At 70.3% G+C, this 23,049-nt stretch carries 23 protein-coding genes, 1 tRNA gene and 1 pseudogene; 9 read left to right on the top strand and 16 right to left on the bottom strand.

All coding sequences use genetic code 11. The features are described from left to right. Positions 1-7: 7 nt before the first annotated feature. Positions 8-499, bottom strand: a complete 492-nt coding sequence (locus Prum_RS10330; RefSeq protein WP_173075951.1) for a MarR family winged helix-turn-helix transcriptional regulator — start codon at positions 497-499, stop codon at positions 8-10. On the opposite strand from Prum_RS10330, the gene Prum_RS10325 reads away from it, so the two are divergent. Beyond that, positions 488-1,009, top strand: coding sequence for a VOC family protein (locus Prum_RS10325; RefSeq protein ID WP_173075949.1), 522 nt, complete (start codon positions 488-490; stop codon positions 1,007-1,009). The two genes, Prum_RS10330 and Prum_RS10325, sit on opposite strands and share 12 nt — an antisense overlap. A gap of 16 nt (positions 1,010-1,025) precedes the next feature. Then, the gene (locus Prum_RS10320; RefSeq protein ID WP_173075947.1) at positions 1,026-1,892 is read left to right on the top strand and encodes a hypothetical protein; all 867 of its coding nucleotides are present in this window, start codon (positions 1,026-1,028) and stop codon (positions 1,890-1,892) included. A gap of 79 nt (positions 1,893-1,971) precedes the next feature. Here Prum_RS10320 and Prum_RS10315 read toward each other — a convergent pair whose 3' ends face one another. From Prum_RS10315 to Prum_RS10300, 4 genes and pseudogenes are all read right to left on the bottom strand, one after another. After that, entirely contained in the window at positions 1,972-2,343 is a 372-nt protein-coding gene (locus tag Prum_RS10315) for an RrF2 family transcriptional regulator (protein ID WP_246277793.1), read from the bottom strand. A gap of 7 nt (positions 2,344-2,350) precedes the next feature. Further along, the gene (locus Prum_RS10310) at positions 2,351-3,208 is read right to left on the bottom strand and encodes a helix-turn-helix domain-containing protein (RefSeq protein ID WP_246277792.1); all 858 of its coding nucleotides are present in this window, start codon (positions 3,206-3,208) and stop codon (positions 2,351-2,353) included. 46 nt (positions 3,209-3,254) lie between these two features. Further along, the gene (locus Prum_RS10305) at positions 3,255-4,622 is read right to left on the bottom strand and encodes a S15 peptidase family protein (protein ID WP_246277791.1); all 1,368 of its coding nucleotides are present in this window, start codon (positions 4,620-4,622) and stop codon (positions 3,255-3,257) included. A gap of 336 nt (positions 4,623-4,958) precedes the next feature. Next, positions 4,959-5,389 (bottom strand): annotated as a pseudogene (locus Prum_RS10300) (SsgA family sporulation/cell division regulator). Positions 5,390-5,667: 278 nt separating this feature from the next. Between Prum_RS10300 and Prum_RS10295 the strand changes: the two are divergent. The 3 genes from Prum_RS10295 (at position 5,668) to Prum_RS10285 (ending at position 6,919) form a co-directional block, all read left to right on the top strand. Next, a complete protein-coding gene (locus Prum_RS10295; protein ID WP_173075945.1) occupies positions 5,668-6,153 on the top strand; it encodes a TIGR02611 family protein in 486 nt (161 codons plus the stop codon). Positions 6,154-6,203: 50 nt separating this feature from the next. Then, a tRNA-Val gene (locus tag Prum_RS10290) sits at positions 6,204-6,275 on the top strand. Between the two features lie 104 nt (positions 6,276-6,379). Continuing rightward, positions 6,380-6,919 carry a CchlQ gene (locus Prum_RS10285; RefSeq protein ID WP_173075943.1) on the top strand — a complete coding sequence of 180 codons (540 nt, stop codon included), beginning with the start codon at positions 6,380-6,382 and terminating at the stop codon, positions 6,917-6,919. 25 nt (positions 6,920-6,944) lie between these two features. Here Prum_RS10285 and Prum_RS10280 read toward each other — a convergent pair whose 3' ends face one another. The 7 genes from Prum_RS10280 to Prum_RS10250 form a co-directional block, all read right to left on the bottom strand. Next, entirely contained in the window at positions 6,945-8,567 is a 1,623-nt protein-coding gene (locus Prum_RS10280; protein ID WP_173075941.1) for an FAD-dependent oxidoreductase, read from the bottom strand. 11 nt (positions 8,568-8,578) lie between these two features. Next, positions 8,579-9,085, bottom strand: a complete 507-nt coding sequence (locus tag Prum_RS10275; protein WP_173075939.1) for a monooxygenase family protein — start codon at positions 9,083-9,085, stop codon at positions 8,579-8,581. 10 nt (positions 9,086-9,095) lie between these two features. Continuing rightward, positions 9,096-11,276, bottom strand: a complete 2,181-nt coding sequence (locus Prum_RS10270; RefSeq protein ID WP_173075937.1) for an MMPL family transporter — start codon at positions 11,274-11,276, stop codon at positions 9,096-9,098. 21 nt (positions 11,277-11,297) lie between these two features. Then, on the bottom strand, positions 11,298-12,095 hold the full coding sequence (locus Prum_RS10265; protein WP_173075935.1) for an alpha/beta fold hydrolase: 798 nt from the start codon (positions 12,093-12,095) through the stop codon (positions 11,298-11,300). A 149-nt stretch (positions 12,096-12,244) separates the two neighbouring features. Continuing rightward, positions 12,245-13,135, bottom strand: coding sequence for a carbohydrate ABC transporter permease (locus Prum_RS10260; protein WP_173075933.1), 891 nt, complete (start codon positions 13,133-13,135; stop codon positions 12,245-12,247). 1 nt (position 13,136) lies between these two features. Further along, positions 13,137-14,021, bottom strand: a complete 885-nt coding sequence (locus Prum_RS10255) for a carbohydrate ABC transporter permease (protein ID WP_173075931.1) — start codon at positions 14,019-14,021, stop codon at positions 13,137-13,139. Between the two features lie 16 nt (positions 14,022-14,037). Beyond that, positions 14,038-15,348, bottom strand: a complete 1,311-nt coding sequence (locus tag Prum_RS10250) for an ABC transporter substrate-binding protein (RefSeq protein ID WP_173075929.1) — start codon at positions 15,346-15,348, stop codon at positions 14,038-14,040. Between the two features lie 217 nt (positions 15,349-15,565). Here Prum_RS10250 and Prum_RS10245 point away from each other — a divergent pair, with 217 nt between their 5' ends. The 4 genes from Prum_RS10245 to Prum_RS10230 are packed head-to-tail and all read left to right on the top strand — an operon-like array spanning position 15,566 to position 19,999. Beyond that, entirely contained in the window at positions 15,566-16,360 is a 795-nt protein-coding gene (locus Prum_RS10245) for a FadR/GntR family transcriptional regulator (protein ID WP_173075927.1), read from the top strand. After that, on the top strand, positions 16,357-17,409 hold the full coding sequence (locus Prum_RS10240) for an enolase C-terminal domain-like protein (RefSeq protein ID WP_173075925.1): 1,053 nt from the start codon (positions 16,357-16,359) through the stop codon (positions 17,407-17,409). The genes Prum_RS10245 and Prum_RS10240 overlap by 4 nt, the downstream gene beginning before the upstream one ends. Then, positions 17,406-17,831, top strand: a complete 426-nt coding sequence (locus Prum_RS10235) for a hypothetical protein (RefSeq protein WP_173075923.1) — start codon at positions 17,406-17,408, stop codon at positions 17,829-17,831. The genes Prum_RS10240 and Prum_RS10235 overlap by 4 nt, the downstream gene beginning before the upstream one ends. Positions 17,832-17,848: 17 nt before the next feature. Beyond that, entirely contained in the window at positions 17,849-19,999 is a 2,151-nt protein-coding gene (locus Prum_RS10230; RefSeq protein ID WP_173075921.1) for a discoidin domain-containing protein, read from the top strand. A gap of 17 nt (positions 20,000-20,016) precedes the next feature. Here the strand turns inward: Prum_RS10230 and Prum_RS10225 are convergent, their stop codons facing one another. Genes Prum_RS10225 through Prum_RS10210 form a run of 4 tightly spaced genes read right to left on the bottom strand, consistent with a single transcriptional unit; the run spans position 20,017 to position 23,039 of the window. Beyond that, positions 20,017-20,820, bottom strand: a complete 804-nt coding sequence (locus Prum_RS10225) for a class I SAM-dependent methyltransferase (RefSeq protein ID WP_173075919.1) — start codon at positions 20,818-20,820, stop codon at positions 20,017-20,019. Further along, positions 20,817-21,677: a TauD/TfdA dioxygenase family protein gene (locus Prum_RS10220; protein ID WP_173075917.1), complete on the bottom strand. Its 861-nt coding sequence runs from the start codon at positions 21,675-21,677 to the stop codon at positions 20,817-20,819. The genes Prum_RS10225 and Prum_RS10220 overlap by 4 nt, the downstream gene beginning before the upstream one ends. After that, positions 21,658-22,647 carry an L-tyrosine/L-tryptophan isonitrile synthase family protein gene (locus tag Prum_RS10215; protein WP_173075915.1) on the bottom strand — a complete coding sequence of 330 codons (990 nt, stop codon included), beginning with the start codon at positions 22,645-22,647 and terminating at the stop codon, positions 21,658-21,660. The genes Prum_RS10220 and Prum_RS10215 overlap by 20 nt, the downstream gene beginning before the upstream one ends. Positions 22,648-22,685: 38 nt before the next feature. Beyond that, the gene (locus tag Prum_RS10210; protein ID WP_173075913.1) at positions 22,686-23,039 is read right to left on the bottom strand and encodes a hypothetical protein; all 354 of its coding nucleotides are present in this window, start codon (positions 23,037-23,039) and stop codon (positions 22,686-22,688) included. Positions 23,040-23,049: the final 10 nt, after the last annotated feature.

Below are 23,049 nucleotides of genomic sequence, written 5' to 3'. Positions count from 1 at the left end.
CAAGGCCCTAGGGATCGAGATGGTTCAGCATCGCCTCGCTGATCGTCCGTAATTGCCTCACCTGTTCGGGTGTCAGTTGATCGAACAGGTGCGTCCGTACCCCCTCGACGTGCCCCGGCGCCGCGTCCGCCAGCACCTGAAAGCCCAGGTCGGTGAGGACAGCGAGCTGGCCGCGGCGGTCGGTGGGGCAGTCTTCCCGGCGTACCCAGCCGGACTCCTCCAGGCGGGCCACGGCGTGCGAGAGCCGGCTGCGTGAGGACGACGTGGCCTCCGCCAGGTCGCTCATCCGCAGGGTGCGGGCCGGCGCCTCGGACAGGCGTACCAGGATCTCGTAGTAGGCGTGTGGCATCCCGGCGTCCCGCTGCAGCTCGCGATCCAGGGTGTCCAGCAGCGCCCGGGACGCGGACAGGAACGCCCGCCAGGTGCGCTGCTCATCACCGTTCAGCCACCTTGTTGAACTCTCAACAACTGCGCTACCGTCGTTCGTATGGGTGTTCATCGGCTCAACCATGCCGTTCTCTTCGTCCGCGACGTCAACCGTAGCGTTGCCTTCTACCGTGACGTCCTCGGCTTTCGCCCGATCGCGATGACCCCGGACGGCTTCCGCGGCGCCGCGTTCCTGCAGGCGCCGGACTCCACCAACGACCACGACCTGGGCCTGTTCGAGATCGGGGCGGACGCCGCGGCGTCCCCGGCGGGCCGGACCGCGGTCGGCCTCTACCACCTCGCGTGGGAGGTCGACACGCTCGCCGAGCTGGAACGCGTCGCCGCCCGCCTGGTCGAGGCCGGCGCGCTCGTCGGCACGTCCGACCACGGGACCACCAAGAGCCTCTACGCCAAGGACCCGGACGGGCTGGAGTTCGAGGTCGTGTGGCTCATCCCGGCCGACCTGCTCGACCAAGGCGCCATCGACGCCCGCAAGCGGATCGGCCCGCTCGACATCCAGCGCGAAAAGCAGCGGTACGGCGCCCAGACCCGGGGCGGAGTGGGTATCTCGATACCCGCGTAGCGGGTACAACTAAGCCATGACCGCGATCGCCGGCGTCGTGCGTGAGTTGTTGGTGCGCTACCTCGACGCCTGGACGCCCGGCGCGCTGCACGGGGCCCGGGGCGCCACGTTCGCGCACGGCTGGACCGGCGCGCCGGACGCCGCGGCTCCCGAGGCCGCGCTGCGGGTATTCGCCGAGTTCGCCGACCGGCTGCGCGGTCGCCGGCTGGCCGTGCTCCTGGTCGGGCCGACCGCCGTCGAGGTCGCCCGCCCGCTCGCCGCCATCCAGGCCGAGCTGGGCACGCCGCCCGAGCTGAGCGTCCACGCCGTCGAGGGCGAGCTGGACGGCAAGCTGCCCGTCGCGCTCAAGGCCGCGGGCGCCGCCGGCGCGCCGCTGCTGGCCCACCTGGACGGAGCCGGGCCCGCGGCGCTCGCGGCCGTCGCCACCGGCAAGCCCGCCGAGGTCCTGCTTGTCTCGAGTACGCGGGAGCTCCCCGACCCGCCGTTCCCATTGACGGCTCACGTGGAGCTGGTCAACGACGAAGCCCGGTTGGTCACGTTCGCCACGCGGCAGGGCAAGAGCCTGGAGGCTTTCAAGAACGCGCTCTGGGCCGTGGACGAGTACGCCGGCGTGCGCTACCGCGACCCCCGCGACCCCGAGGGGCACCTGCTCGACATCTCGCTCAACCCGCACCCCGGCCCGCTGCGCCGCGAGCTGCTGGCCCACCTGGCGGCGGCCGGCGAGCGCTCGGTGACCGACCTGCGCGAGTTCACCCTGACCCACACCGTCTACCGCGCCGCCGACACGGTCCGCGTGCTGACCGCCCTGCTGTCCGCGGGCGCCGTACGCCGTACCCCCGAGCGAGGCCGCCTCTCCGGCGACGTCCTCATCAGCCCGCGTTAGCGGGGTTCCCAGGCGTCGGGGCGGGTGGTCAGCTTGCGGACGTGGGCCGGCATCTTGCCGCTCAGCATCTCCGCCAGGGTCACCTCGTCGACGACCTCGCGGACCGCGGCCCGGACGGCCACCCAGAGGCGGGGAGGTTTTCGGCGGCGCCCTCGTACTTGGTCTCCTCGGGGCGCAGCCCGCGCACCCCGGCCAGCGGGCCGTCGACCGCGCGCAGGATCGCCCCGATCGTCACCTCGCGTGGCGGATTGGCCAGCGTGTATCCGCCCTCGGCCCCGCGCTGGGCGCGCACGATGCCGGCCCGGCGCAGGTCGGCCAGGACCGCCTCCAGGAACTTTCGCGGCATGTCCTGGTCCTGCGCGATGGCCTGGGCCGACATCAAGGACGGGTAGGCGGATGCGAGGCTGAGGGCGGCTCGCACCGCGTAGTCGCCGCGGGCGGAGATTTGCACGCCTCCATCATGCCTGTATGCGACTGTGGATGGTGTCCAGGGGTTGCCGTGGCGCGGGCACGACCGCCAATGGCTGGTCGGCCAACCCCTGCCGGAACGAACCCGGGCTCTGCCCCACCTCGCGCTGGAAGTACCGGCCGAAGTTGGTCGGCTCGGGAAAGCCCAGCCGCCGTCCGATCTCGGCCACCGGCAGGTCGGTGCCGGCCAGCAGGCGCTTGGCCTGCAACGCCACCCGGTCGTCGATCACCTGCTTGGCGCTGCGCCCGGTGGCGGCCAGGCTGGCCCTGGTGAGCGTGCGCACGCAACACCCCAGGTGCGCGGCGTAGTCATCCACGCGACGGGTCCTGGCGTACTCCTGCTCAATATGCGCGCGGAACCGCCGGAATGTCTCGGCCTCGCCCTCGGCGGCGGCCCGGCTGTCCGGGTTGGACGTGCCGAGCAGCGCGATCCGCAGCAGGAGCACGGCGAGCTGCTGGCGCAGGAGGACGGCGGAGAGCCGGCGCTCGCAGTCGACGACGAGCTGGCTGACCTCGTTGATGACGGCGTCTTCGTCCTCGCCGGCGGGCAGCCAGTGGGTGGGGCCGTCGGGCGGCGTGTCCAGGTCGGGGGACCAGCACACGAGGACGGCGTCGAGGCCCACCTGGCCGCCGAACCGGACGACCTGCCCGGGGCGGGCCCAGAAGAGGACGCCGGGCCGGCAGGGGTACGCCACGAAGTCCACCTCGTGCGTGCCGTGGCCCTTGGTGACGAGCATGAGCTGGTGATGGTCCAGAATGTACGGACCGTCGGGTGCAAGGTCACGCAGGGTGAGTGTGGTCATCCCGGCGTCGCCCGTGTGCCAGGGGGCGTGACCGATACGGACCATCCCACCGACCGTAACCCGAGCCGCGTGACCTTGCACGCCTAACGCTCTAACGCAGTGGTACGTCGACCCAACTGGATCCAGTAACCGATATCGCTGATCCTGGAGCATTTGTGTCGATGTAGAGCGGATCTTCGGTGTCCACGACCAGGGCGAGCCGGTGCCCGGCCGGTACGTCCCAGGCGGTGGCCGGCAGCGCCAGGTCGATCGCCTGCGTCCCGCCGGACAGCCACGTGTACGGCGCGTGGGTGATCAGCCGGCCGGTGCCGAGCAGGTCCACGTCGTACAGGTAGGCGACCACCGTGCCGGTCGCGGCGTCGGGCTGGATGGTGAGGTGCACCCGCGGGATGCCGCGCACCGCGGCGCCGCCGGACAGCAGGCCGGTCTGCCAGACCGCGGCCCGCGACCGGTCGACGGCCGGCAGCCAGGCCAGCGGGGGTATGCCGGTCAGCGCCTCCAGGCCGTTGGTGAGCAGCACGACGCCCGCCGTCGCCACGGTGTCGCCATTGGCCCGGAACGCCTTCTCACTCAGCGGGTAGCGGGTCGTCCCGCCGGTCACGTCCGCCCAGTCCACGTAGGACTCGACGGTGTTGTTGGCGTTGCGGACGCGCAGGACGACCTGATCGGCTGTCTGCCGGGAGTTGGCGACGTGGTCGTCGAACCACTGGCGCGCGCTCGTCCAGACGTGGTTGGGCAGGCCGGCGAGCCCGGTCAGCTCCGGGATGGCATGGTCGCCGGCCGCGAACTCCAGCCGCTTCGGCCCGGTCAGCTGCCCGAAGAAGTCGACCAACTGGTTGGGCCCGAAGATGCTGTCGCCGTACGCGTTGGCAATGAGGATGGCCGGCCTGCTGGCCCGGATGGCGTCCAGATAGGTCTCCGCCGAGCGGATCCGGCCCCACTCGGTGATGGCGCCGACGTTCCGGTTGGCGAAGTAGTCGTCGAGCATCTGGTCGAACTCGGCGCTGGGCCGGCCCAGCAGCTCCGCCGTGATCCGCAGCAGCCAGACCGCCTGCGGGTGCCGGGTCTGGTCGGCGTACAGCGACTCGACCAGGTCGGTCCACGCGGACAGCGCGACGACCGCGCGGATCCGCGGGTCGTGCCCGGCGGCGATCAGCCCGATGCCGGCGCCGTACGAGACGCCCCCGACACCGACCCGCGCCGGGTCTGCCGTGGTATTGGCGTCCAGCCAGTCGATGGCGGCCGAGACGTCGGCGATGTCGGCCGGGCCGCCGGTATCGATGAAGCCGCCGGAGCCCCAGAAGCCGCGCGCGGTGTAGGACAGCACGACGTACCCGGCCTCGGCGAGCGCTTTGGCCTGCGCCAGGTACTCGGCGTCGTTCAGTCCCCAGCTGGAGATGAAGACGATGGCCGGATGCGGTCCGGCGGTGGTGGGGGAGATGACGTTGGCCTTGAGCACGGCACCGTCGTGGCTGGTGAGGTCAACGCGTTGGAAGCCGGTTGTGGGGCTGCCGCCGCTTGCGCGGGTGCGGCCGTGACCAGCGTGAGAGTGATGAGGGCGGCGGTGAACACGCGGTGGGAGATCGCCATGCGAACCTCGCGGAGTTTCGGCCGGACCCGGAGGACGGCCGGGTCCGGCGAGCCTGCCGCGGTGGCGCCACCACGTCTAAGTTACTGAACGGTAGCGTAATTGTTACCGCGTTCACAAGATGCATTTCGATGTGTTCACGTGCGCTTCGCATGGAGACGCCGCGCGGAGTACGGCGGCTCCGCGCGGCGTTCGTGTGTGCTGTCGCTACCGGCCCGCGAGTAGCCGGTTGACCGCCGCGTCCACGTCGAGGTGGTCGGTTTCCCGACCACGCGGCACCACGACGTACGTCCGGCGCAGGAACCGGACCAGCACGCTCCGCGGCACCTCGAACAGCGCGTTGCCGTCTGGCGACGACAGCGCGAGCGCGACGAAGTCCCCCGCGGCGTGGCCCACGGCCACACCCGCACGTCGCCGATCCCGGCCGGCTCGTCCAACCCCGTGACGAGCAACTCCCGGGCGAACGACCAACTGACCGCCTCGCCGCCGGCCGACTCCGCGTGGAACAGGACATGGACCGCGTACGGGTCAGCCGGGTCGTACCGCAGGCTGGCTCGTACCGGCAGCGCCGTCGCATCCGGTGCGACGAGCCGCAGCGACGTCTCGACCTCGACGGTCGTCGGTCGGATGACACTCATTGACGTTCTCCCCCCGGCACCGCTGCGGGACGCACGTGTCCCGCGTCTCCCATACTCAGTGGATACTCCTGATTACGCTCCGCCATACGCTGATCTCACCCAGTAGTGGGAAGACGGCCCCAATTTGCCACTCGATTGAACCGCTTTCATATAGGATGTCCGGTTCTTTTTTAGTGGTGGTTGCCGCCCGGCGTCGGGTGTGGTTCAGACGTCGACTCACTCCGGTAACGTCCAGTGGTCCGGATGAGTGACGGGCAGGTCGAGACTGTGGAGGCGAAATGGCCGCAAACCAGGCCAGATCGGACACCCGAACGCCTTCGCTGGAGGTGCAAGTGGGCGACACCACAGAACCCGATAGCTTGCGCAAGCCCCGCTGGCGCGACCGGATCGGCACCACCCTCGACGTCATCCGCGCCAACCCCACCGGCCGGATCGCGCTGAAGGTCTTCGTCGGCCTGGCCGGCCTCCTGGTGGTAGCCGTCGGCGCCCTGCTGATCCCGTTGCCCGGCCCCGGCTGGCTGATCGTCCTGGGTGGACTCGGCATCTGGGCCATCGAGTTCTCGTGGGCCCGCAAGCTCCTCCAGTTCACCCGGCGCAACCTGCAGATCTGGACCCGCTGGGTCACCCGCCAGTCCTGGTCCGTCCGGATCATGCTCGGCCTCGTGGGGATGGTCTTCGTCGGCGTGGTCGTGTGGCTGTCGGTGCTGGTGAGCTTCGACCTCAACCTGGTGACCACGGTCCTGGACTACTTCGCGACGCACTGACCCCAAAGGTGCGCCCCGGGGACCGGATCAGGTACAGTCGTCCGCGCTGAGGGCGATTAGCTCAGCGGGAGAGCGCTTCGTTCACACCGAAGAGGTCACTGGTTCGATCCCAGTATCGCCCACCCAGGTCAGAGGGCATTGTCCATCGACGGATATGCCCTCTCTTTGTCTCGTTCGGGATCTACAGCCACCATCGCTTGTGGCGGGGCTGTCGCACCATCGACGCGTGACCTGGCTACCCCTCGTGGCGACCATCGGCGGCGCCGCAATCGCCTTCACCGGGACCGTCCTTGCAGACCGACTCCGGCATCGCAACGAGGTCGACAGCAGCCGGCGACAGCGTCGCCGGGACCTCTATGTCGACTTCATCGTGGCCGCTGGCCTCTGCCACACGAGGCTGAGGCAGCTCGCCGAGCACAACGACTCAGGTACCGACCAGGAACAGCGCAGCCGGGCGGCACTTACCGAGGCCGGCATCTACGAAGCCCGGGAGCGGCTGTTCATCGACGGCACGCCTGCGGTGACTGCGACCGGGCAAACCATGTTTGAGCGCCTTCGCGCGCTCCGTCGTGCAGTCGGCAACGGTGCCAAGATGACCTCCGCCGAGTTCCACGAGGCGTACCACCCTTACCTGGCCGCCGTATGGGCTTACCGGGCGGCGGTACGGCGAGAACTTGGTTCTACCGCCCTTGCCCCATCAACCTTTGGCTGGCCTGGCTGGGACGGCTCCGAAACCTGTTCGGTCTGCACGCCGGACAGCCCTTGATGCGCACCCGAGCTTCGCCTAGATGTCAGTCGGTGGCGAGTGCGGCGTGGACGGAGGAGACTGCGCTCGCGCCGTCGCCGACTGCGGTGGCCACCCGTTTCGTCGAGCCTGAGCGGAGGTCGCCGGCGGCGAAGACTCGGGGTGCGCTTGTTTGGAACGGTAGGGGAGTGCCGGAGGATCTGGCGGGCAGCCGGCTGTCGGTGAGGATGAAGCGGTCGTTGTCCTTGGCCACGCCGGCGAGCCAGTCCGAGACCGGGTCGGCGCCGATGAAGCAGAACAGTGCGCGGCTGTCCAGCCGGTGCTGGCGCCCGCCGGATCGCTCGGCGACGATTGACGTGAGGGTGTCGTCGCCGGCCAGTTCGCGGACCGTGCTGCTGGTGTGGACCTGGATCCGGGTATGTGCCTGGATCCGGTCGGTGAGGTAGGACGACATCCGGACTCCGAGGTCGGTGCCGCGGATGATCAGATCGACCGTCGCGCCGCGGGCTGCGAGGGATAGCGCCGCCTGCCCGGCCGAGTTGGCTCCTCCGACGACTGTCACCGGCTGATTTTCGTAGCCTCGGACGTCCAGTTCGGTTGCCGCGTACCGGATGCAGCCGGACTTTTCGAAGGTTGTCCATTGTGGGATGTCGAGGCGTCGGTAGTGCGCGCCGGTCGCGGCGATCACCGCGCGGCACTGGATACGTGTGCCGTCTTCCAGCAGGACGGCTGGCCGTTGGTCGTCGGAGAGGTCGAGGCCGGCTACGGCGCAGGGCGAGTGGATTCGTACGCCGAATTTGAGCGCTTGGATCATCGCCAGCCGGGTGAGGTTTTCGCCGCTGATCCCGTGCGGGAAGCCTAGGTAGTTTTCGATGCGGGCGCTCTTGGCGGCTTGGCCGCCGAGCCCGGTGCGGTCCAGCAGGACGGTGGCGAGGCCCTCGGACGCCCCGTACACGGCGGCGGCCAGACCTGCCGGGCCGGCGCCGACGACGACGAGATCGACCGGGCGTCCGTCGGCCCGGTAGGTGAGACCGAGCGCCTCGGCAACGGTTCTGGGTGTGGCGCGCGGCAGCACCGAACTGTTGACCATCGCGGCCGGAAGGTCGTCCTCGCCGAGCCCGGCCAGTCTCATCAGCGAGCGGCCGGAGTGCGAGGCGGCGTCGAACCAGGTGTGCGGCAGGAGCAGTTGCGTCACGTAGGTGCGCAACTCCAGCGTCTGCGCGGCGTCCGGCCGGCCGACGAGTTCCAGGGCGTTGCCGGCCGCCGCGCGGATGACCTCGCGCCGTTCCCGGAACGCCTCGATGAGGATGTCGGCGATGTCGACCTGCTCGGCCAGGGCCCGGCGCAGCATCGACGCGCCGATCCGGACGACTGTCCCGGCGGACACGACCCGGGCGGTCAGGTAGACGTGCTGGCCGGTCAGCAGGTTGAGCTCGCCGAGGAAGTCGCCGGGGCCACCGTGGTAGATCAGACGCTCCGGCTCGATCGCCGTCGCGTCCCGGACGATGTCCACAGTGGCCGACTGGAGCAGGAAGAAGTCGTAGGAGTCGTCGCCGGACGTGAACAGGTCCCGGCCGACCTCGGCGTGCTCCACCTCGCCGTACTCGGCGAGCCGGCGGAACTGCTCGTCGTCCAGGACCGGCCCGCGCGGCGCCGCACCGTCGTTCACGTGGCTGCCCTTTAGGACCCGTAGAGGTCCGTCTCGGAGACGGCTGGGATGCCACCGTCGGAGCGTCCCAGGCGGGCCGCGGAGCCGAACATGGGTCCACGAGCGCGCTGGATCCCAGCGAACCGTCCAAAGCCGAGCGGCTTGGGTACGTCGTCGTAGACGGCCTCCATTCCGCCCCTGGCTGAGTACGTCTCGTGCCAGAAGCCGGTGCCGCCGGAGTCCTGTAGGAAGCCCAGCCACCATTGCCGATGCGGCTCCGACCGGGCGTAGGCGAGCAGCGAGGGCAGGTCGCGCCAGTACTGGCGCATGCCCATGTTCATCGGGAAGATCGAGTAGTACACGGGCTCGTGCAGCAGCAGCCCGTCGGGTTTGTCCGCGACCGACTCACGGATCTTCCGTCCGAAACTCATGAAGGTCCGGATCCCATACAGGCGGTTCACCCGCATGCCGAGGTACAGGACCAGCAGGTCTGGGTAGGCGGACAGGTCCACGGTCTGCCGGGTCACTCGGGTCGGCATCTCAGGCTCCTCAAGTATGGGCTCGGGAGAGACGGAGGTCTGGCGCCGGCGGGGGCGGGTCCTCCGTTTCACGGAGCCCGTGGCGGGCGTAGAAGCGTCGCAGTGGCGCCGGTGCCCACCAGTTCGCGTTGCCGAGCAGGCGCATGGTGGCCGGTACCAGCAAGGCCCGGACGACGGTGGCGTCGACCAGGATCGCGATGAGCAGGGCCACGCCGATGAGTTTGATGAACGTGATTCCGGAGATGGAGAACAGCCCGATGACGACCAGGATGAGCAGGGCGGCGCTGGTGATGATCCGGCCGCTGCGTTGCAGTCCGACCGCGACCGCCGCGGTGTTGTCGCCGGTGCGGTCGTACTCTTCGCGGATCCGGGACATCAGGAAGACCTCGTAGTCCATCGACAGTCCGAACACGACGGCGAGCACGAGGATCGGTTGGGTCGCCTCCAGCGTTCCGGTGGAGGTGAAGTTCAGCAGGCCGGACAGGTGGCCGTCCTGGAAGATCAGGACCAGCGCGCCGAACGAGGCGCCGAGCGACAGGATGTTCATCACGATCGCCTTGATCGGCAGTACGACCGAGCCGAAGGCGAGGAACAGCAGGACCAACGTGGCGCCGACGATGATCAGCGCCATCCAGGGCAGTAGATCGCCCACGGTGTCGAGCTGGTCGGCCAGCCGGGCGGTCAGGCCACCGACCAGCACCTCGCCGCCGGGTGGTGCCGGTACGGCCCGGACCCGGCTCACCAGGTCGCGCGCCTGCGCCGATATGGGGTCGCTCTGGTAGGTGATCGTGACCCGGGCGGCGTCGCCGGACTGGCCGGTGACCTCGGCCCCGGTCACCCCGTCGACGGTCCGGACGGCGGCGACGTAGCGCTCCAGACCGGCCGGGTCGGACGAGGTCACGATCGCCTCGATCGGTAGCTGGCTGTTCTGGACGAAGTCGCGGTCGACGGTTTCGGAGACCACGCGGCTCTGCGTGCCGGCCGGGAGCACTCTGGGGTCGATGCCGCCGAACTCGACGCGCAGGAACGGCGCGGCGGCCAGCAGCAGGATCGCGAGTACCCCGACCGTGTAGAGGATCGGGCGGCGCATGATGCTGTGCGCGAGGCGGTACCAGAATCCGTGCGCGATCTCGCCCGCTACGGGAGCCGACCGCGGCGGGCGGCGGAGCAGTCGCCGCACCGAGAGTGCCTCCACCCGGGGGCCGAGGATGGCGAGCAGGGCGGGTAGCACGGTCAGCGCGGCCACCATCGCCACCACGACCGCGGACAGGCCGCCGAGGCCCATCGAGCGCAGGAAGGTCATCGGGAAGATCAGCAGTCCTGCGAGGGAGACCGCGACGGTGACGCCGGAGACCGCGACGGTACGACCGGCGGTGGCCATCGTGCGGGCGACCGCGTCCTCGACGCCGAGCCCGCGGGCGATCTCTTCCCGGAACCGGCCGACCATGAACAGGCCGTAGTCGATCGCGAGGCCCAGCCCGAGGATCGTCACCACGTTGATGGAGAAGACCGAGACGTCGGTCAGGTAGCTCATCCCGCGTAGCGCGGTGAACGCCCCGAGGATGGCCAGGCCGCCGATCGCGAGCGGCAGGCTGGCCGCGGCCAAGCTGCCGAAGACGAGCACCAGGAGCACGAGCAGGACCGGTATGGAGATCGTCTCGGCGAGGGCGATGTCCGCCGCGACCTGCTCGCCGATGTCGCGGCTGACCGCGGTGATGCCGCCGACCTGGGTCTGCAGGCCGGGTGCGGCCAGTTCGTCCTCGATCTGCTCCAGTGCTTCGCCGCGCTGCGTCTCGTCGTCGCCGGCCAGGGTCAGCACCGCGTAGGTGGCGTGCCGGTCGTGGCTGATCAGGGCCGGGCTGGTGGTGCTCCAATAGGTGACGGCCCCGGCCACCACGCCGTCCGGGAGCGCGTCGAGCGTCTCGGTGACGGCCCGCTGGAACGCCGGGTCGTCGACGGTCATGGTAGGGCTGCTGTAGAGCACCACCACGTCGTTGCCGGTCCGGCCCAGTGTCGCCTCGGCGCGTTCGACCGCACGGGAACTCTCGCTGGCCGGGTCGTCGAACCCTTCGGTGGTCAACGCGCCGAAGACCTGCGTACCCCAGACGCCGCCGAACGCCATGAAGGCCAGGGCCAGGCTGACGACCCACCACCGGCGGCGGACCATCGTCCGCCCCAACCGCTCGAACATCGCTGCCCCTCCACGGTCTCGTCAGCGCGCGGCGCGCTTGATGAGCTCGGCTGTCACGGCGGGCTGCGAGATCATCGCGATGTGCGAGGCACCGACCTCCCGGACCTGGGCGCCGGCGCGCTGTGCCATGAACCGCTGCGCCGCGGCGGGCAGCACCTGGTCGTTGCGGGCCACGAGGTACCAGGACGGAATGGTCTTCCAGGCCGGGGCGCCGGACGGCTCCCCGAGGGTTCGGGCGTCGGCCGGCCGCTGGCCGGCCCACATCAGGTCGGTGGTCGACCTGGGCACGTCGCCGGCGAATACATCGCGGAAGACCTCACGCTTGATGTAGCCATCCACGAGGCCCGCACCGTAGGGACGAAAGTCCAGCGCCGCCTCGTTCAGCCTGCTTCCCGGGTACGTCGTCTGCAGGCCCAGCAACGTCTCACCCTGATCCGGTGCGAACGCGGCCACGTAGACCAGCGCCTTGACGTTCGCGTTGCCGGTCGCGGCGTTCGTGACGACGATGCCGCCGTAGGAGTGCGCGGCGAGGATGAGCGGGCCGCCCAGCGTGGCCAGGATGCTGGCCAGGTAGGCGGAGTCGGCGGCCACGCCGCGCAGCGGGTTCGGCGGGGCGATGACCGGGTAGCCGTCGCGGATGAGCTGTGCGGCGACGCCGTTCCAGCCGGAGGCGTCGGCGAACGCGCCGTGCACGAGTACCACAGTGGGCTTTTGCTTGCCGCCAGATCGGTTGTGTGCCTGCGCGGCGGGCGCTTCGAGTGCGGCGCCAGCCGCGATCGCCGCGGATCCGGCCAGCAACGTGCGGCGAGTCGTCGTCATCAACGTATACCCTTCAACATCTGGCCTGCTCAACAGTGATCGCGGTCAGCGTAGATCTGGGTACTTGACGGCCACTGAACGAAAGCCGGGCGCACGATTCACAAACAGTTCCGTCGACGCGCCCGAGGACTGTCGGGTGACCGGGACGATCAGCCCTTCACGGCGCCGCGAACCTGGCCGGCCCGCAGGTAGCGCTGGGCGACGACGAAGACGACGAGCGTCGGGGCCACGGTCAGGATGGCGGCCAGCGCCGCCTCCGGCTGGTAGATCGGCAGGGTGGTGGCGCCGTAGGACGGGTTGACCGCCCCGGTCGAGCTGATCAGCGTCTGCAGCCCCAGTTGCAGGTTGTACAGGTGGTCGCTGGAGAACATCACGAACGGCAGGAAGTACTGGTTCCACGCCTGCACGAAGCAGAAGAAGCCGATGAGCCCGAGGGCGGGCCGGCCCAGCGGCAGCCCGAGCGACCAGAAGATCCGCAGCTCGCCCGCGCCGTCCATGCGGGCGGCCTCGAGCAGGCTGCGGGGCACGCTCTCGTTGTAGTAGAGGTAGCTGAGGTAGACCCCGAACGGGAAGAAGGCGCTGGGCAGGATCACCGACCACACGGTGCCGACGAGGCCGAACTGCACCATCTCCAGGTACAGCGGGAGGATCAGCGCCGCCTGCGGGATGATCATCGTGAGCAGGGTGGCGTTGAGCACGGCCCGGCGCCCCGGAAAGTCGTACATCGCCAGGGCGTAGCCCGCCGGGGCGGCCATGAGCAGTGCGAGCAGTACCGCGCCTGCCGAGTAGCCCACCGAGTTGAGCAGCCAGCGCAGCACCTGACCGTCCTGATAGGACATCAGGTTGGTCCAGGCCCGGCCGAGGTCGTCCAGGGAGCCGAAGCTCAGCGACGAGCCGGCGGTCAGCCGGGCCCGGCTGTGGGTCGGCGCCAGCAGCAGCCAGATCACCGGGATTACGAAGGCGGTGGCGGTGACCAGCAGCACCACCGTGCCCACCGCCGAGCCGGCCCGCCGGGTCACGGGGGATCGCCGTACGGTCATGTCAGCCCTTCCGTGCTTCGGTGGCGTAGAGGTCGGTGCGGGCGACGACCAGCACCGCCACCAGCAGGCCGGCCGCGAGCAGCAGCAGCGAGAGGGCGGCGGCCATGCCGAAGTCGCCGCGCTCCGTGGCGAAGAAGTAGGCGAGTTGGTTCACCGACCAGGTCTGGCTGACCTGGCTGGGGAAGGCCGACCGCAGCACCTGGGGCTCCACGAAGATCTGGGTGCCGTACGCGAAGCTGGAGATGAGCATCAGCGCCAACTGCGGGCGGATGTGCGGCACCTTGACCCGCCAGGCGACCTGCCACGGCCCGGCGCCGTCGACGCGCGCCGCCTCGATCACCTCCTCGGGCACGCTGTTGAGCGCCGCGTAGACCACCACGATCCAGCCGCCCGCGGTGATCATCGTGCCCATCAGGGTCAGCACCATCGACAGGCCCTGCCCGGCCAGCAGGTCGGAGCCGGACGTCACGCCGGCCAGGTCCAGCAGCGGGGAGAACGGGCTGATCCCGGGGCTGAGCATGAACAGCCACAGCAGAGCCGCGGCCGCGCCGGTGACGGCACCCGGCACGTACCAGAGAAAGCGGCTGACCTGAGAGACCCGCCCGCCGCGCTGGTGTGCCAGCAGGGACAGTCCGGTTACCAGCAGGAGCATCGTGGGCAGCCACATTCCCAGGTACGACCCGACGTTCTGCACCGACGGCAGGAGGCGCTCGTCGGTGAACACCGCGACCCAGTTGCGGGCGCCGGCGAACGTGTCCTCCTGGGTTCGCAGGGACACCCAGACGGCGTACGCGGCGGGTACCACACCGAACAGCACGAGGAACAGCACGTACGGCGCGATCAGCAGGTAGGGGGCGGTGCGGTCGGGCCGTACCCGGGAATGCATTTTGATCGACGTCCTTCTATTGGATGACGGTGTAGCCGGTGTCCTCGGCGGCCTGGCCCAGCGTCTTGGCGAAGGCCGGCAGCAGATCGGACAGCTTGCCGCGGTCCTGGATGCCCTTGGCGACGGATTCGTTGTATCCGTTGGTCAGGGTCGACGCGAAGCGGGTGTAGTTCCAGTTGTCGCGAATCAGTTCGGCCTGGGTGGCGAACACCGGCGTGGGGTCGGCCGCGTAGTAGGGGTCGGTCGCCTTGGCCGCGGCCCACGCCTTCGCGGCCGGCTGGTAGGCGGGGTACGTCGGCTGGGCCTTCTGCAGCTCGATGTCGGTCGTCAGCCAGGTGATGAGGTCGGCAGCGCCCTGCGGGTTGGCCGCGTGCCGGCCCATCACCCACACCCCACCGCCTACGGCGCCCGAATACCCGACCGTCTCGCCCGGCCAGGTCGGCATCGGCGCGGCGGAGAGCTGCCCCGGCGGCGTCTTGAACGTCGGCTTGAACGCGAAGTTCCCTGCCCAGGAGGCGAACGGCAGCATGAGCAGCTTCCGGTCCGTGCCGAGCTTGACGAAGGCCGGGTCGAACGGATCGAGGCGGGACACCGAACCGTTGTCCAGCATGGGCTGGAGCAGGTCGTTGACCCGGGTGCACTCGGGGGCGCGCGCGTCGATGCGTACCTCGGTGTCGGACCTGACCTCGCTGAGCGGGCAGCCGCTGGCCTGGTAGTAGGTGTACATCATGCCGTGCGCGCCCAGCGCGCCGACGACGTAGCCCGGGTGCTCGGCGGCGACCTTGGCACCCAGTTGCTGGTACTCCGCCCAGGTCTTCGGCACGGTGTAGCCGAACTGGTCCAGCAGGCCCTTGTCGTACCAGAGCACGGTCTGCGCGATGTCGTTCTGCAGGCAGTAGAGGTGGCCGTCGATGGTGCAGTTGGTGGTGGAGCTGGCGGCGAAGCCGTCGACGACATCCTTCTTGACGTAGTCGTCCAGCGGTGCCGCCCAGTTGTAGGGCTTGGCCTGTAGCGCCGCGACGTCGGCGCCGGTGAACACGACGTCCGGCCAGCCCTGCCCGGAGCGGTTGGCGAGCTGGACCTTGGTCTGGACGTAGCCGGCCTCGTTGGGGATGGTCGTCAGGTCGATCTTCGCGTCGGGGTGGGACTTCTGGTACGCCTCGACCATGGGCAGCCGGGTGGCGTCGGCCCAGACGACGACCTTCGCGTGCGGGTCGGGGGCGGATGGCTTCTCGCCGCTGTCGTTGCCGCAGCCGGTCAGGGCCAGTGCGGCGACGAGCGCCAGGCTGACCGTGCCGGCGGCACGGCGGCGCGCGTGACGGTTCATGGGGGAGCCCTTCGTGGGGCCGGGGAGACGTCACCCGGCAACTGAAGTATCAGATCTATCGGTGGCGGCTTTCGGAGTGGCGGCCAGTATTGGCTGGAGATTTCCGCGCTGTCAAGGCTCGACGTGACGAGAAGAGTCAGATCTATACTCGCCTGACACCCTGGTGTAACGTCGGGGATCGAGATAGATCTGAAGCTTCTGTTGGTTGGAGAGCGGCTTGACGACCTCACCAGGCACCCCGGGCGACGGGGCGCGTGACACCGCGACGCCCGCACCGGCCACCGCCTACCAGCCGGGCTACGTGCTCGCCGCGGAGCGCCTGCTGGAGTACATCGCCGAGCAGCAGTTGCGGCCCGGCGACCGGCTGCCCACCGAGCGCGGCCTCGCCGAGATCCTGCAGACCGGCCGGACGGTCACCCGGGAGGCGGTGAAGGTGCTGGCCGCGGTCGGGCGCATCAGCGTACGCAAGGGCGCCGGCCTCTTCGTCGCGGCGCCCGCCAACCCGATCGCCGGCCGGCGGATCGCCTACTTCCAGCCGACCGACCTGGTACAGGTCCGCATGATGTTCGAGTACCGGCGCCTGATCGAGGCGGATTCCGCCCGCCGGGCCGCCAACCTGGCCACCCCGATCCAGGTACGGGCGGTCCGGGAGGCCGCGGAGGGCACGATGGCGGTGTGGGCCGAGGCCGACCCCAGCGAGTTCGCCCGCTTCGACGCCCTCTTCCACGACGCCGTCGCCGTGGCCGCCGGCAATGTCTTCCTCGAAGCCGCCGTCAGCGACATCCGGGACTTCGCCGCGCAGTCCGACCGGCTGCTGTTCCTCGGCGAGCTTCCGGGCTCGCTGGAGGTCGCGGCGCACCAGCACCTCGCGATCGCCGCCGCGATCGCCGAGGGGCGGCCGGACGCGGCGGCGGCCGCCATGATCGAGCACGTCGACACCACCCAGGCCCAGTTCGAGGAACGCATCCACAACCGGCTGCTCAAGGCCGACCCCACCCCGGACGCGGGATGAGGGGCTCGCGGATCCAGGACGTCTGGGTCGACGTGGTGGAGCTGCCGGCACAGCCCGGATACCGGTGGCGCGACGGGCTGCCCGGCGCGGAGCCGGCCCGCCAGGCCGGCGTCCTGCGCATCCGCACCCGCGACGGCGTCGTCGGCAGCGCACCCACCCCGCGCGGCGTCATCGCCGCCGACCTGGTCGGCCGGCGCATCCGCGACGAGCTGCTGGGCCAGGACGCGCTGCGCCGGGAATGGCTGTGGCACCGGATGTGGGAGCTGGACCGCATCGAGGAGTTCCCGCTCTACTTCCTCGGCCTCGTCGACGTCGCCCTGTGGGACATCGCCGGACGGATCGCCGGCGCCCCGGTCCACGAGCTGCTCGGCAACTTCCGCCAGTCGATCCCGGCGTACGCCTCGACGGTCACCTACGACTCGATCGAGGAGTACCTCGACGTCGCCGACCAGTGCATCGCCCGGGGTTTCCGGGCCATCAAGCTGCACGCCTGGGGCGACGCCCGCCGCGATGCCAAGCTCGCCGTCGCGCTGCGCGCGCACGTCGGCGACGACTTCCCGCTCATGTACGACGGTTCGGCCGGCTTCGACCTCGCCGACGCGGTGTCCCTTGGCCGGGTCCTGTCCGAGTCGGACTTCCTCTGGTACGAGGAGCCGATGCGCGAGTTCAACATCACCAGCCATCGCTGGCTCGCCGAGCGGGTGGGCGTGCCGCTGCTGGTCGGGGAGACCAGCGACGGCGCACACCGGAACATCGCCGACTTCATCGCCCTCGGCACGGCCACCCGGGTGCGGACCTCCGCCATCTTCAAGGGCGGCATCACGGGGGCCATACGCGTCGCCCACCTGGCGGAGAGCTTCGGCCTGCGCGCCGAGGTGCACGGCATGGGCGTGGTCAACCAGCACCTCTGCATGGCCATCCCGAACACCACGTACTACGAGGCCCTCGTGTGGGGCAACCCGATCCGCACCGACGACTCGGTCGACAGCGGCGGGCTGGTCCAGGCCGCCACCGAGCCGGGCCTCGCCGAGGACGGAGGAACTCGTTGAAGACACCCGACCGGCGGCGTGGCACCAGGATCCTCGCCCTCGCCCTCACCGCCACCCTCCTGCCCCTCCCGGGCGCCGCCTCGGCCAGCTCGTCGACCGCCCAGATCTACGTGGCACCGAGCGGCGCCGACACCGCGCCCGGCACGAAGGCCCGCCCGTTCCGGACGCTCGAACGCGCTCGCGACGAGGCGCGCAAGCTCACCGGCCGTGGCGGCGACGTGTTCGTCAACCTCCAGGGCGGCACGTACGTCCTGGACCGCACCCTCGAACTGACCGGCGCCGACTCGGGCGCCGACGGGCACCGCGTGACGTACCGCGCGATCGCCGGCCAGCGCCCGGTGATCAGCGGGGGCAGCGCATCACCGGCTGGTCGAGGTACGACGCGGCCAGCGGCATCTACCGGGCTCCGGTCGGCGACCTGAAGACCCGCCAGCTCTTCGTGGACGGCCGGCGCGCCACCCGGGCCCGCACCCAGGCCCCGCTGACCGGCTTCACCAAGGCCGACAACGGGTTCACCGCACCGGACAGCACCCGCGCCGGGTGGCGAAACCAGTCCGACGTCGAGGTGGTCACCCAGATCGCCTGGAAGCTCATCCGCTGCCCGGTCGCGTCGATCGCCGGCACCGCCGTCGCCGTGCAGCAGCCGTGCTGGCACAACGCCAACCTGCACACCGGCATCGGCATGGAGGCGCCGACCTGGTTCGAGAACGCCTACGAACTGCTCGACGAGCCCGGCGAGTGGTATCTCGACCGGACCGCCGGCTACCTGTACTACAAGCCGCTCACCGGGCAGGACATGGCGACGGCGAACGTCGTGGCGCCCAGGCTGGAGACGCTGATCCGGGGCCACGGCACGCCCGGCGACCCGGTGCGCAACCTCCGGTTCCAAGGGCTGACCTTCTCGTACGCCACCTGGCTCGCACCCGACACCGACGAGGGCTATGCCGACGTGCAGGCCGGGTTCCACATCGTCGGCGCCGTCGCCACCAACCCCGACTTCGACTCCACCCGTGCGGCCTGGGCCAAGACCCCGGCCGCGGTGAGCTTCGAGAACGATCGCGACCTCGCCTTCGACCGCAACGTCTTCACCCGGCTGGGCGCCGCCGGGCTCAACCTGGGCACCGGCAGCCAGCGCGGCACCGTCATCGGCAACCGGTTCGAGGACATCTCCTCCGCCGGCATCCAGCTCGGCGGCATCGACGAGGCCGACCACCACCCCGCCGACCCGCGCCTGATCACCAGCGACAACACCCTCGCCAACAACCTGGTCACCCGGATCGGCACCGAGTACGCGGACGCCGTCGCGATCTTCGTCGGGTACACCACCCGCAGCGCGGTGCACCACAACACCCTGCACAACCTGCCCTACAGCGGCATCTCGATCGGCTGGGGCTTCGGGTTGACCGATCCGGGCGGCAACCCCGCCTATCCCGGCAACCTCGGCGTCACCATGTACGACACCGCCACGACGAGCCTGGACAACGCGGTCTACGCCAACCACATCTACGACCTGATGAACACGCTCGCCGACGGCGGCGGCATCTACCACCTGGGCGCCGACCCCGGCACCGTCATCCACCGGAACTACGTCCACGACCTCGGGCCGACCGGGTACGGCCCGGTCTACCTCGACGAGGGCAGCCGCTTCGTGCACGTCACCGAGAACGCCTTCTGCCGTACCGACGTACGGTGGCTGCTCATCAACGGAGGCGGAGCGCGGTACAACGCCGCCGACCACAACGTCACCACCAACCCAGATGTCGCCGTGCAGGGCAGCCCCAACAACGTGATCGCCGACAACGCCGTCGTGCCGTCCTGCGACGCCCTGCCCGCCTCCGTCACGACCGGCGCCGGGCTCGAACCCGCCTACCGCGACCTCGACCCGCCGGCACCGATCGCCGACCGGACCGCGCCGGGCCGGGCCGAGGGGGTGTCCGCCGTCGCCGTCCTGCCCTCGGTCGCGGACCTGAGCTGGACCACGGCCCGCGACAACGTGGCGGTGACCGGCTACGAGATCTTCGCCGACGGGCGCCTGGTCAGTGCCTCCGCGACCACGAAGGTGCGGATCGGCGGCCTCGTCCCGGGCACCACCTACCCCCTCACGGTCCGGGCCCGCGACGCGGCGGGCAACCTCGGCGCGCCGAGCGCGACGGTGACGGTCACCCAACCCCAGTTGGACAACCTCGCCCGCCACGCGAAGGCCACAAGCTCCTCGCGGTACTCCGCCGAGTACGCACCGGAGAAGGCCGTCGACGGCGCCCCCGGCACCCGTTGGGCACAGGGAGCCGGCCTGCCGGACCCGTCCTGGTTGCAGGTCGACCTCGGTGCGGTCCGGCAGGTGACGGCGGTGGTGACGACCTTCGAGAAGGCGAGCGGCTACCGGTACCGGGTCGAGGTCTCCGCCGACGCCGGCGACACGCCCACCACCTGGACCCTGCTCGACGACCACACCGGGTCGCTGACCACCGGGGCGACCAACTATTCGCTCGCCACGGGCGGTGTGCCGGCCCGCCACGTCCGGCTGACGGTCACCGATTCCAGCGGCTCGGGCGGCAGCGTGTCCGAGCTACAGGTCTTCGGCGAGCGCTGATGGAGCCCGACGGACTCTCACTCCTCCGGGCGGCGGCCGACCGTCGTGTACAGCCAGTACGAGTGGATCAACGTGTCGGGGTGGGCCATCGCCGCGCGTACCCGCTCGATCTGCTCGACGGTCAACCCCCACCGGCGCAACGGGTCGGCCAGTTGGTGAGTGTTCGCGGCGTGCAGCAGGCAGCCGGCGTCGCCGCCGGCGTGCAGCCGGTTGTGCCCGACCCCGGTGATGCCGACCAGCCCGGTGGAGCGCATCGCCAGCGGTACGCGGCTGGCCCACGCGAGGTCGCCGCCGTTGCTGACCACGAGGTTGGCCAGCGCGTCCTGGTAGGCGTCGAACGCGCCGGCCGCGGCTGGGTCGCTGGCCGCGATGAGCAGCCCCCGGCGCCAGGTGGTGTCCCAATCGGAGACGACCAGCAGCCCGCCCGGGCGCAGCGCACCGGCCAAGCGGCGCAGCACCTCGTCGCGCTCCGGCAGGTGCATCAGCACGAGCCGGGCGTGGATCAGATCGAAGTGGGCATCGGGCAGGGCGGCGGTGCGCACGTCGTCCTGGCGTACCTCGATGGTCGGGCCGCCCGGTACGTGCCGCGGGTCGAGGTCCAGCGCGGTGACTCGGCCGCGCGGACCGACCCGGGCGGCCAGCCAGGCGGTGATTGTGCCGGCGCCCGGACCCACCTCCAGGCACCGCCAGCCCTGTGCGATGCCCAGCCCGGCGAGCACTTCGGTGGTGTGCCCGTCGATCGACTCGGCGAGCAGCCGAACCCGCTGGGCCGCCGTGGGGGCGGCGTTGTCGAAGGTGTACCGATCCTGGGACGCGGTCACGGGCGCGGCAGCGCGGGGTTGGTCAACGGCGGATCGCCCATCACGTGCACCCGGCGGAGGTGTCGGTTGCAGTGCCTGGTGTAGGACTCGCGGGCGTGTAGCAGTGTGTAGTTGTCGGCGATGACGACGTCTCCGGTGTGCCAGTCGTGGGTGTAGGCGTGCCGGGGGTGGTACAGCGCCTCGCGTACCGTCTGTTCGACCCGCGGTACCTCGTCGGGGCGAATGCCCTCGTACCGCAGCGTGACCGGGTTCGGGTAGGCCATCTCCGCCGGTACCGGCTCGTGGTATCGCAAGGTCGGGAAGCTGCGGTCCGGATGCGGTACGACCAGCGGGGAGCGCACCAGCCCGCCGTAGTGGGCTTTCTTGGCGACCGTGTAGACCACCTCGGTCGCCTCCCAGACGGAACGCGAGTCCGCCGGGAGGTCCGCCAGGACCAGCGTGGTGTCCGAGAAGACGGTGCGCCCGCCCTGGCCATCGCCCGGTGCGTAGATGCATTGGAATACTTGAAATTCCGGGATCCGATCGAGGAACATGCCGTCCCAGTGGAACGGCAGCCAGTTGTTGCCGAACACCCCGTCCGCCGGGTGCTCGTGCTCGACCAACTCCAGGATCGGGCCGAAGGACCAGATGGGTACGTCGCCCAGGTACTCGCCGAACGCGGTCAACTGCCGCGCGTCGGCGAAGGGGACGAACCCGCGCAGCAGCAGTAGCCGGTGCTCGCGGGCCTTGTCCAGCAAGAGCTTCGCCGGGAGCTCGTCGAGCCGGGCATCCCCGGTGCGTGCCTCGACGAGCAGCCCGAACGGGGCCTGGGGCCGTAGTTCCACGTGATCGAGCAGGCTAGGCGGCGGTGGTCTCATGCTGGATCTCCTTCGAGGGCGGCAGGCTGGACGGATCCGCGAGCCGGAAGTGAGAGGGGCGCCCGTCGCGGTGGACCAGCTCCGCGCCGAGGCTTTCCGCGTGGTACCGCTTCATGAGCAGGAAGCGACCGCCGACGTCCACGGCAACCCCGTGCCAGGCGGTCAGCCAGTTCTCGGTGGCGTCCATCAGGCTGATGCCGAGCTTCTTCGCGCCGCATGCCTGGGGGTGGATGGACAGCCGCAGCGCGTCGGGGAAGTGCCGCCCGACCAGTTCGCCCCACGCCCGGCTGCGCTGGATGACCACGTAGGCGCGGGCCCGGCTGTCGCGTTGCCGGGCGGCCCGGCTGTCCTGCCGGTCCGGGCGGTCGGCGTCCTCGAACAGGAACCGGGTGATTCCCCGGTACAGCGCCAGCAACTCGCCGCCCTCGCTGATCCACTGCTTGAGCAGGGTCAGATCCTCGCCGTACCGGGCGGTCAGCGTCGCGCGCATGTCCTCGTGGCTCGCCTGGGGGTACACGTCGTCGAGGTGGTAGAGCGCGAGTGTGTTCGGACCGATGCGCCCGGCCATCTCGCGCAGGGCGCGCTGGTACGCGGTGATGGCCTCATCCCGGATGCCGACCGCGTCGCTGAACACCCGCCCGTCGGAGCAGATGACGACCTGCGCGCCGGGAGCGTAGACGGCGCCGATACGCCGGCACATTTCATCGAGGCGACCCAGCGAGACGGCCTCGGCCATGTCCGGCAGGACGCCGAGGACCTTGCGCGGGTTCGGTGACTTGCCGGGGAAGGCGGGCAGCAGGAAGCACAGCGGCTCACCGCGCGCCATCTGTTGCTGGATCTTCGCCCCGTGCACGTCGGCGCAGCGCGGGCAGGGCCGCACGGCGCACTCGTTGCCGGGCGTGAACCGCTGCTGGGCCGTGATGATATGAAGAATCCGGTCGACAGCGGTCGAAGGGGCGTCCGCGGTCACGGCATCCGCCTTTCGCATCGCGTGCGTTGCGGCCAGCGTCAGGCATAGACGCTGCGCACGATGTCCTTTCTCGGCATGGGTCGGTGGCCGAGCAGGTCGGTGGTCAGCTCGTAGGGGCTGACGTATCCCTGCCGGGCGAAGCGGCGCAGCGCGGCGGTAACGTCCCCGCCGCCCGCAATCCGGCACAGCAGCCGGTCTGCCCGGCCGATCCATCTGTGTAACAGGCCCGGGTGGAAACGGTGCGGCTCGTCGCGTCCCAGTACGGCGAGGAAGTACAGCCGGACGCCCAGTTGGGTCGCCTGGTCGCCGAGTGCCTGGCGGGCTGATTCGACGACGCGTTCGAGGTCGGACAGGGACGCCGAGTCGCCGCCACCGGGCATGTCGTCGTGCAAGCGGCGCAGC

Source organism: Phytohabitans rumicis (assembly GCF_011764445.1).
Taxonomy (GTDB): domain Bacteria; phylum Actinomycetota; class Actinomycetes; order Mycobacteriales; family Micromonosporaceae; genus Phytohabitans; species Phytohabitans rumicis.
The sequence above is the reverse complement of the archived record's forward strand: the minus strand, read 5'-3'. Positions and strand labels throughout refer to the sequence as shown.

What these genes read in the sequence shown, in the direction of transcription:
- Prum_RS10275 (WP_173075939.1), bottom strand. Translation starts at nt 9,085, where the DNA reads ATGCCGACCCGAGTGACCCGGCAGACCGTGGACCTGTCCGCCTACCCA.
- Prum_RS10240 (WP_173075925.1), top strand. Translation starts at nt 16,357, where the DNA reads ATGAGGGGCTCGCGGATCCAGGACGTCTGGGTCGACGTGGTGGAGCTG.
- Prum_RS10255 (WP_173075931.1), bottom strand. Translation starts at nt 14,021, where the DNA reads ATGCATTCCCGGGTACGGCCCGACCGCACCGCCCCCTACCTGCTGATC.
- Prum_RS10265 (WP_173075935.1), bottom strand. Translation starts at nt 12,095, where the DNA reads ATGACGACGACTCGCCGCACGTTGCTGGCCGGATCCGCGGCGATCGCG.
- Prum_RS10250 (WP_173075929.1), bottom strand. Translation starts at nt 15,348, where the DNA reads ATGAACCGTCACGCGCGCCGCCGTGCCGCCGGCACGGTCAGCCTGGCG.
- Prum_RS10220 (WP_173075917.1), bottom strand. Translation starts at nt 21,677, where the DNA reads ATGAGACCACCGCCGCCTAGCCTGCTCGATCACGTGGAACTACGGCCC.
- Prum_RS10270 (WP_173075937.1), bottom strand. Translation starts at nt 11,276, where the DNA reads ATGTTCGAGCGGTTGGGGCGGACGATGGTCCGCCGCCGGTGGTGGGTC.
- Prum_RS10320 (WP_173075947.1), top strand. Translation starts at nt 1,026, where the DNA reads ATGACCGCGATCGCCGGCGTCGTGCGTGAGTTGTTGGTGCGCTACCTC.
- Prum_RS10330 (WP_173075951.1), bottom strand. Translation starts at nt 499, where the DNA reads ATGAACACCCATACGAACGACGGTAGCGCAGTTGTTGAGAGTTCAACA.
- Prum_RS10310 (WP_246277792.1), bottom strand. Translation starts at nt 3,208, where the DNA reads ATGGTCCGTATCGGTCACGCCCCCTGGCACACGGGCGACGCCGGGATG.
- Prum_RS10325 (WP_173075949.1), top strand. Translation starts at nt 488, where the DNA reads ATGGGTGTTCATCGGCTCAACCATGCCGTTCTCTTCGTCCGCGACGTC.
- Prum_RS10260 (WP_173075933.1), bottom strand. Translation starts at nt 13,135, where the DNA reads ATGACCGTACGGCGATCCCCCGTGACCCGGCGGGCCGGCTCGGCGGTG.
- Prum_RS10295 (WP_173075945.1), top strand. Translation starts at nt 5,668, where the DNA reads ATGGCCGCAAACCAGGCCAGATCGGACACCCGAACGCCTTCGCTGGAG.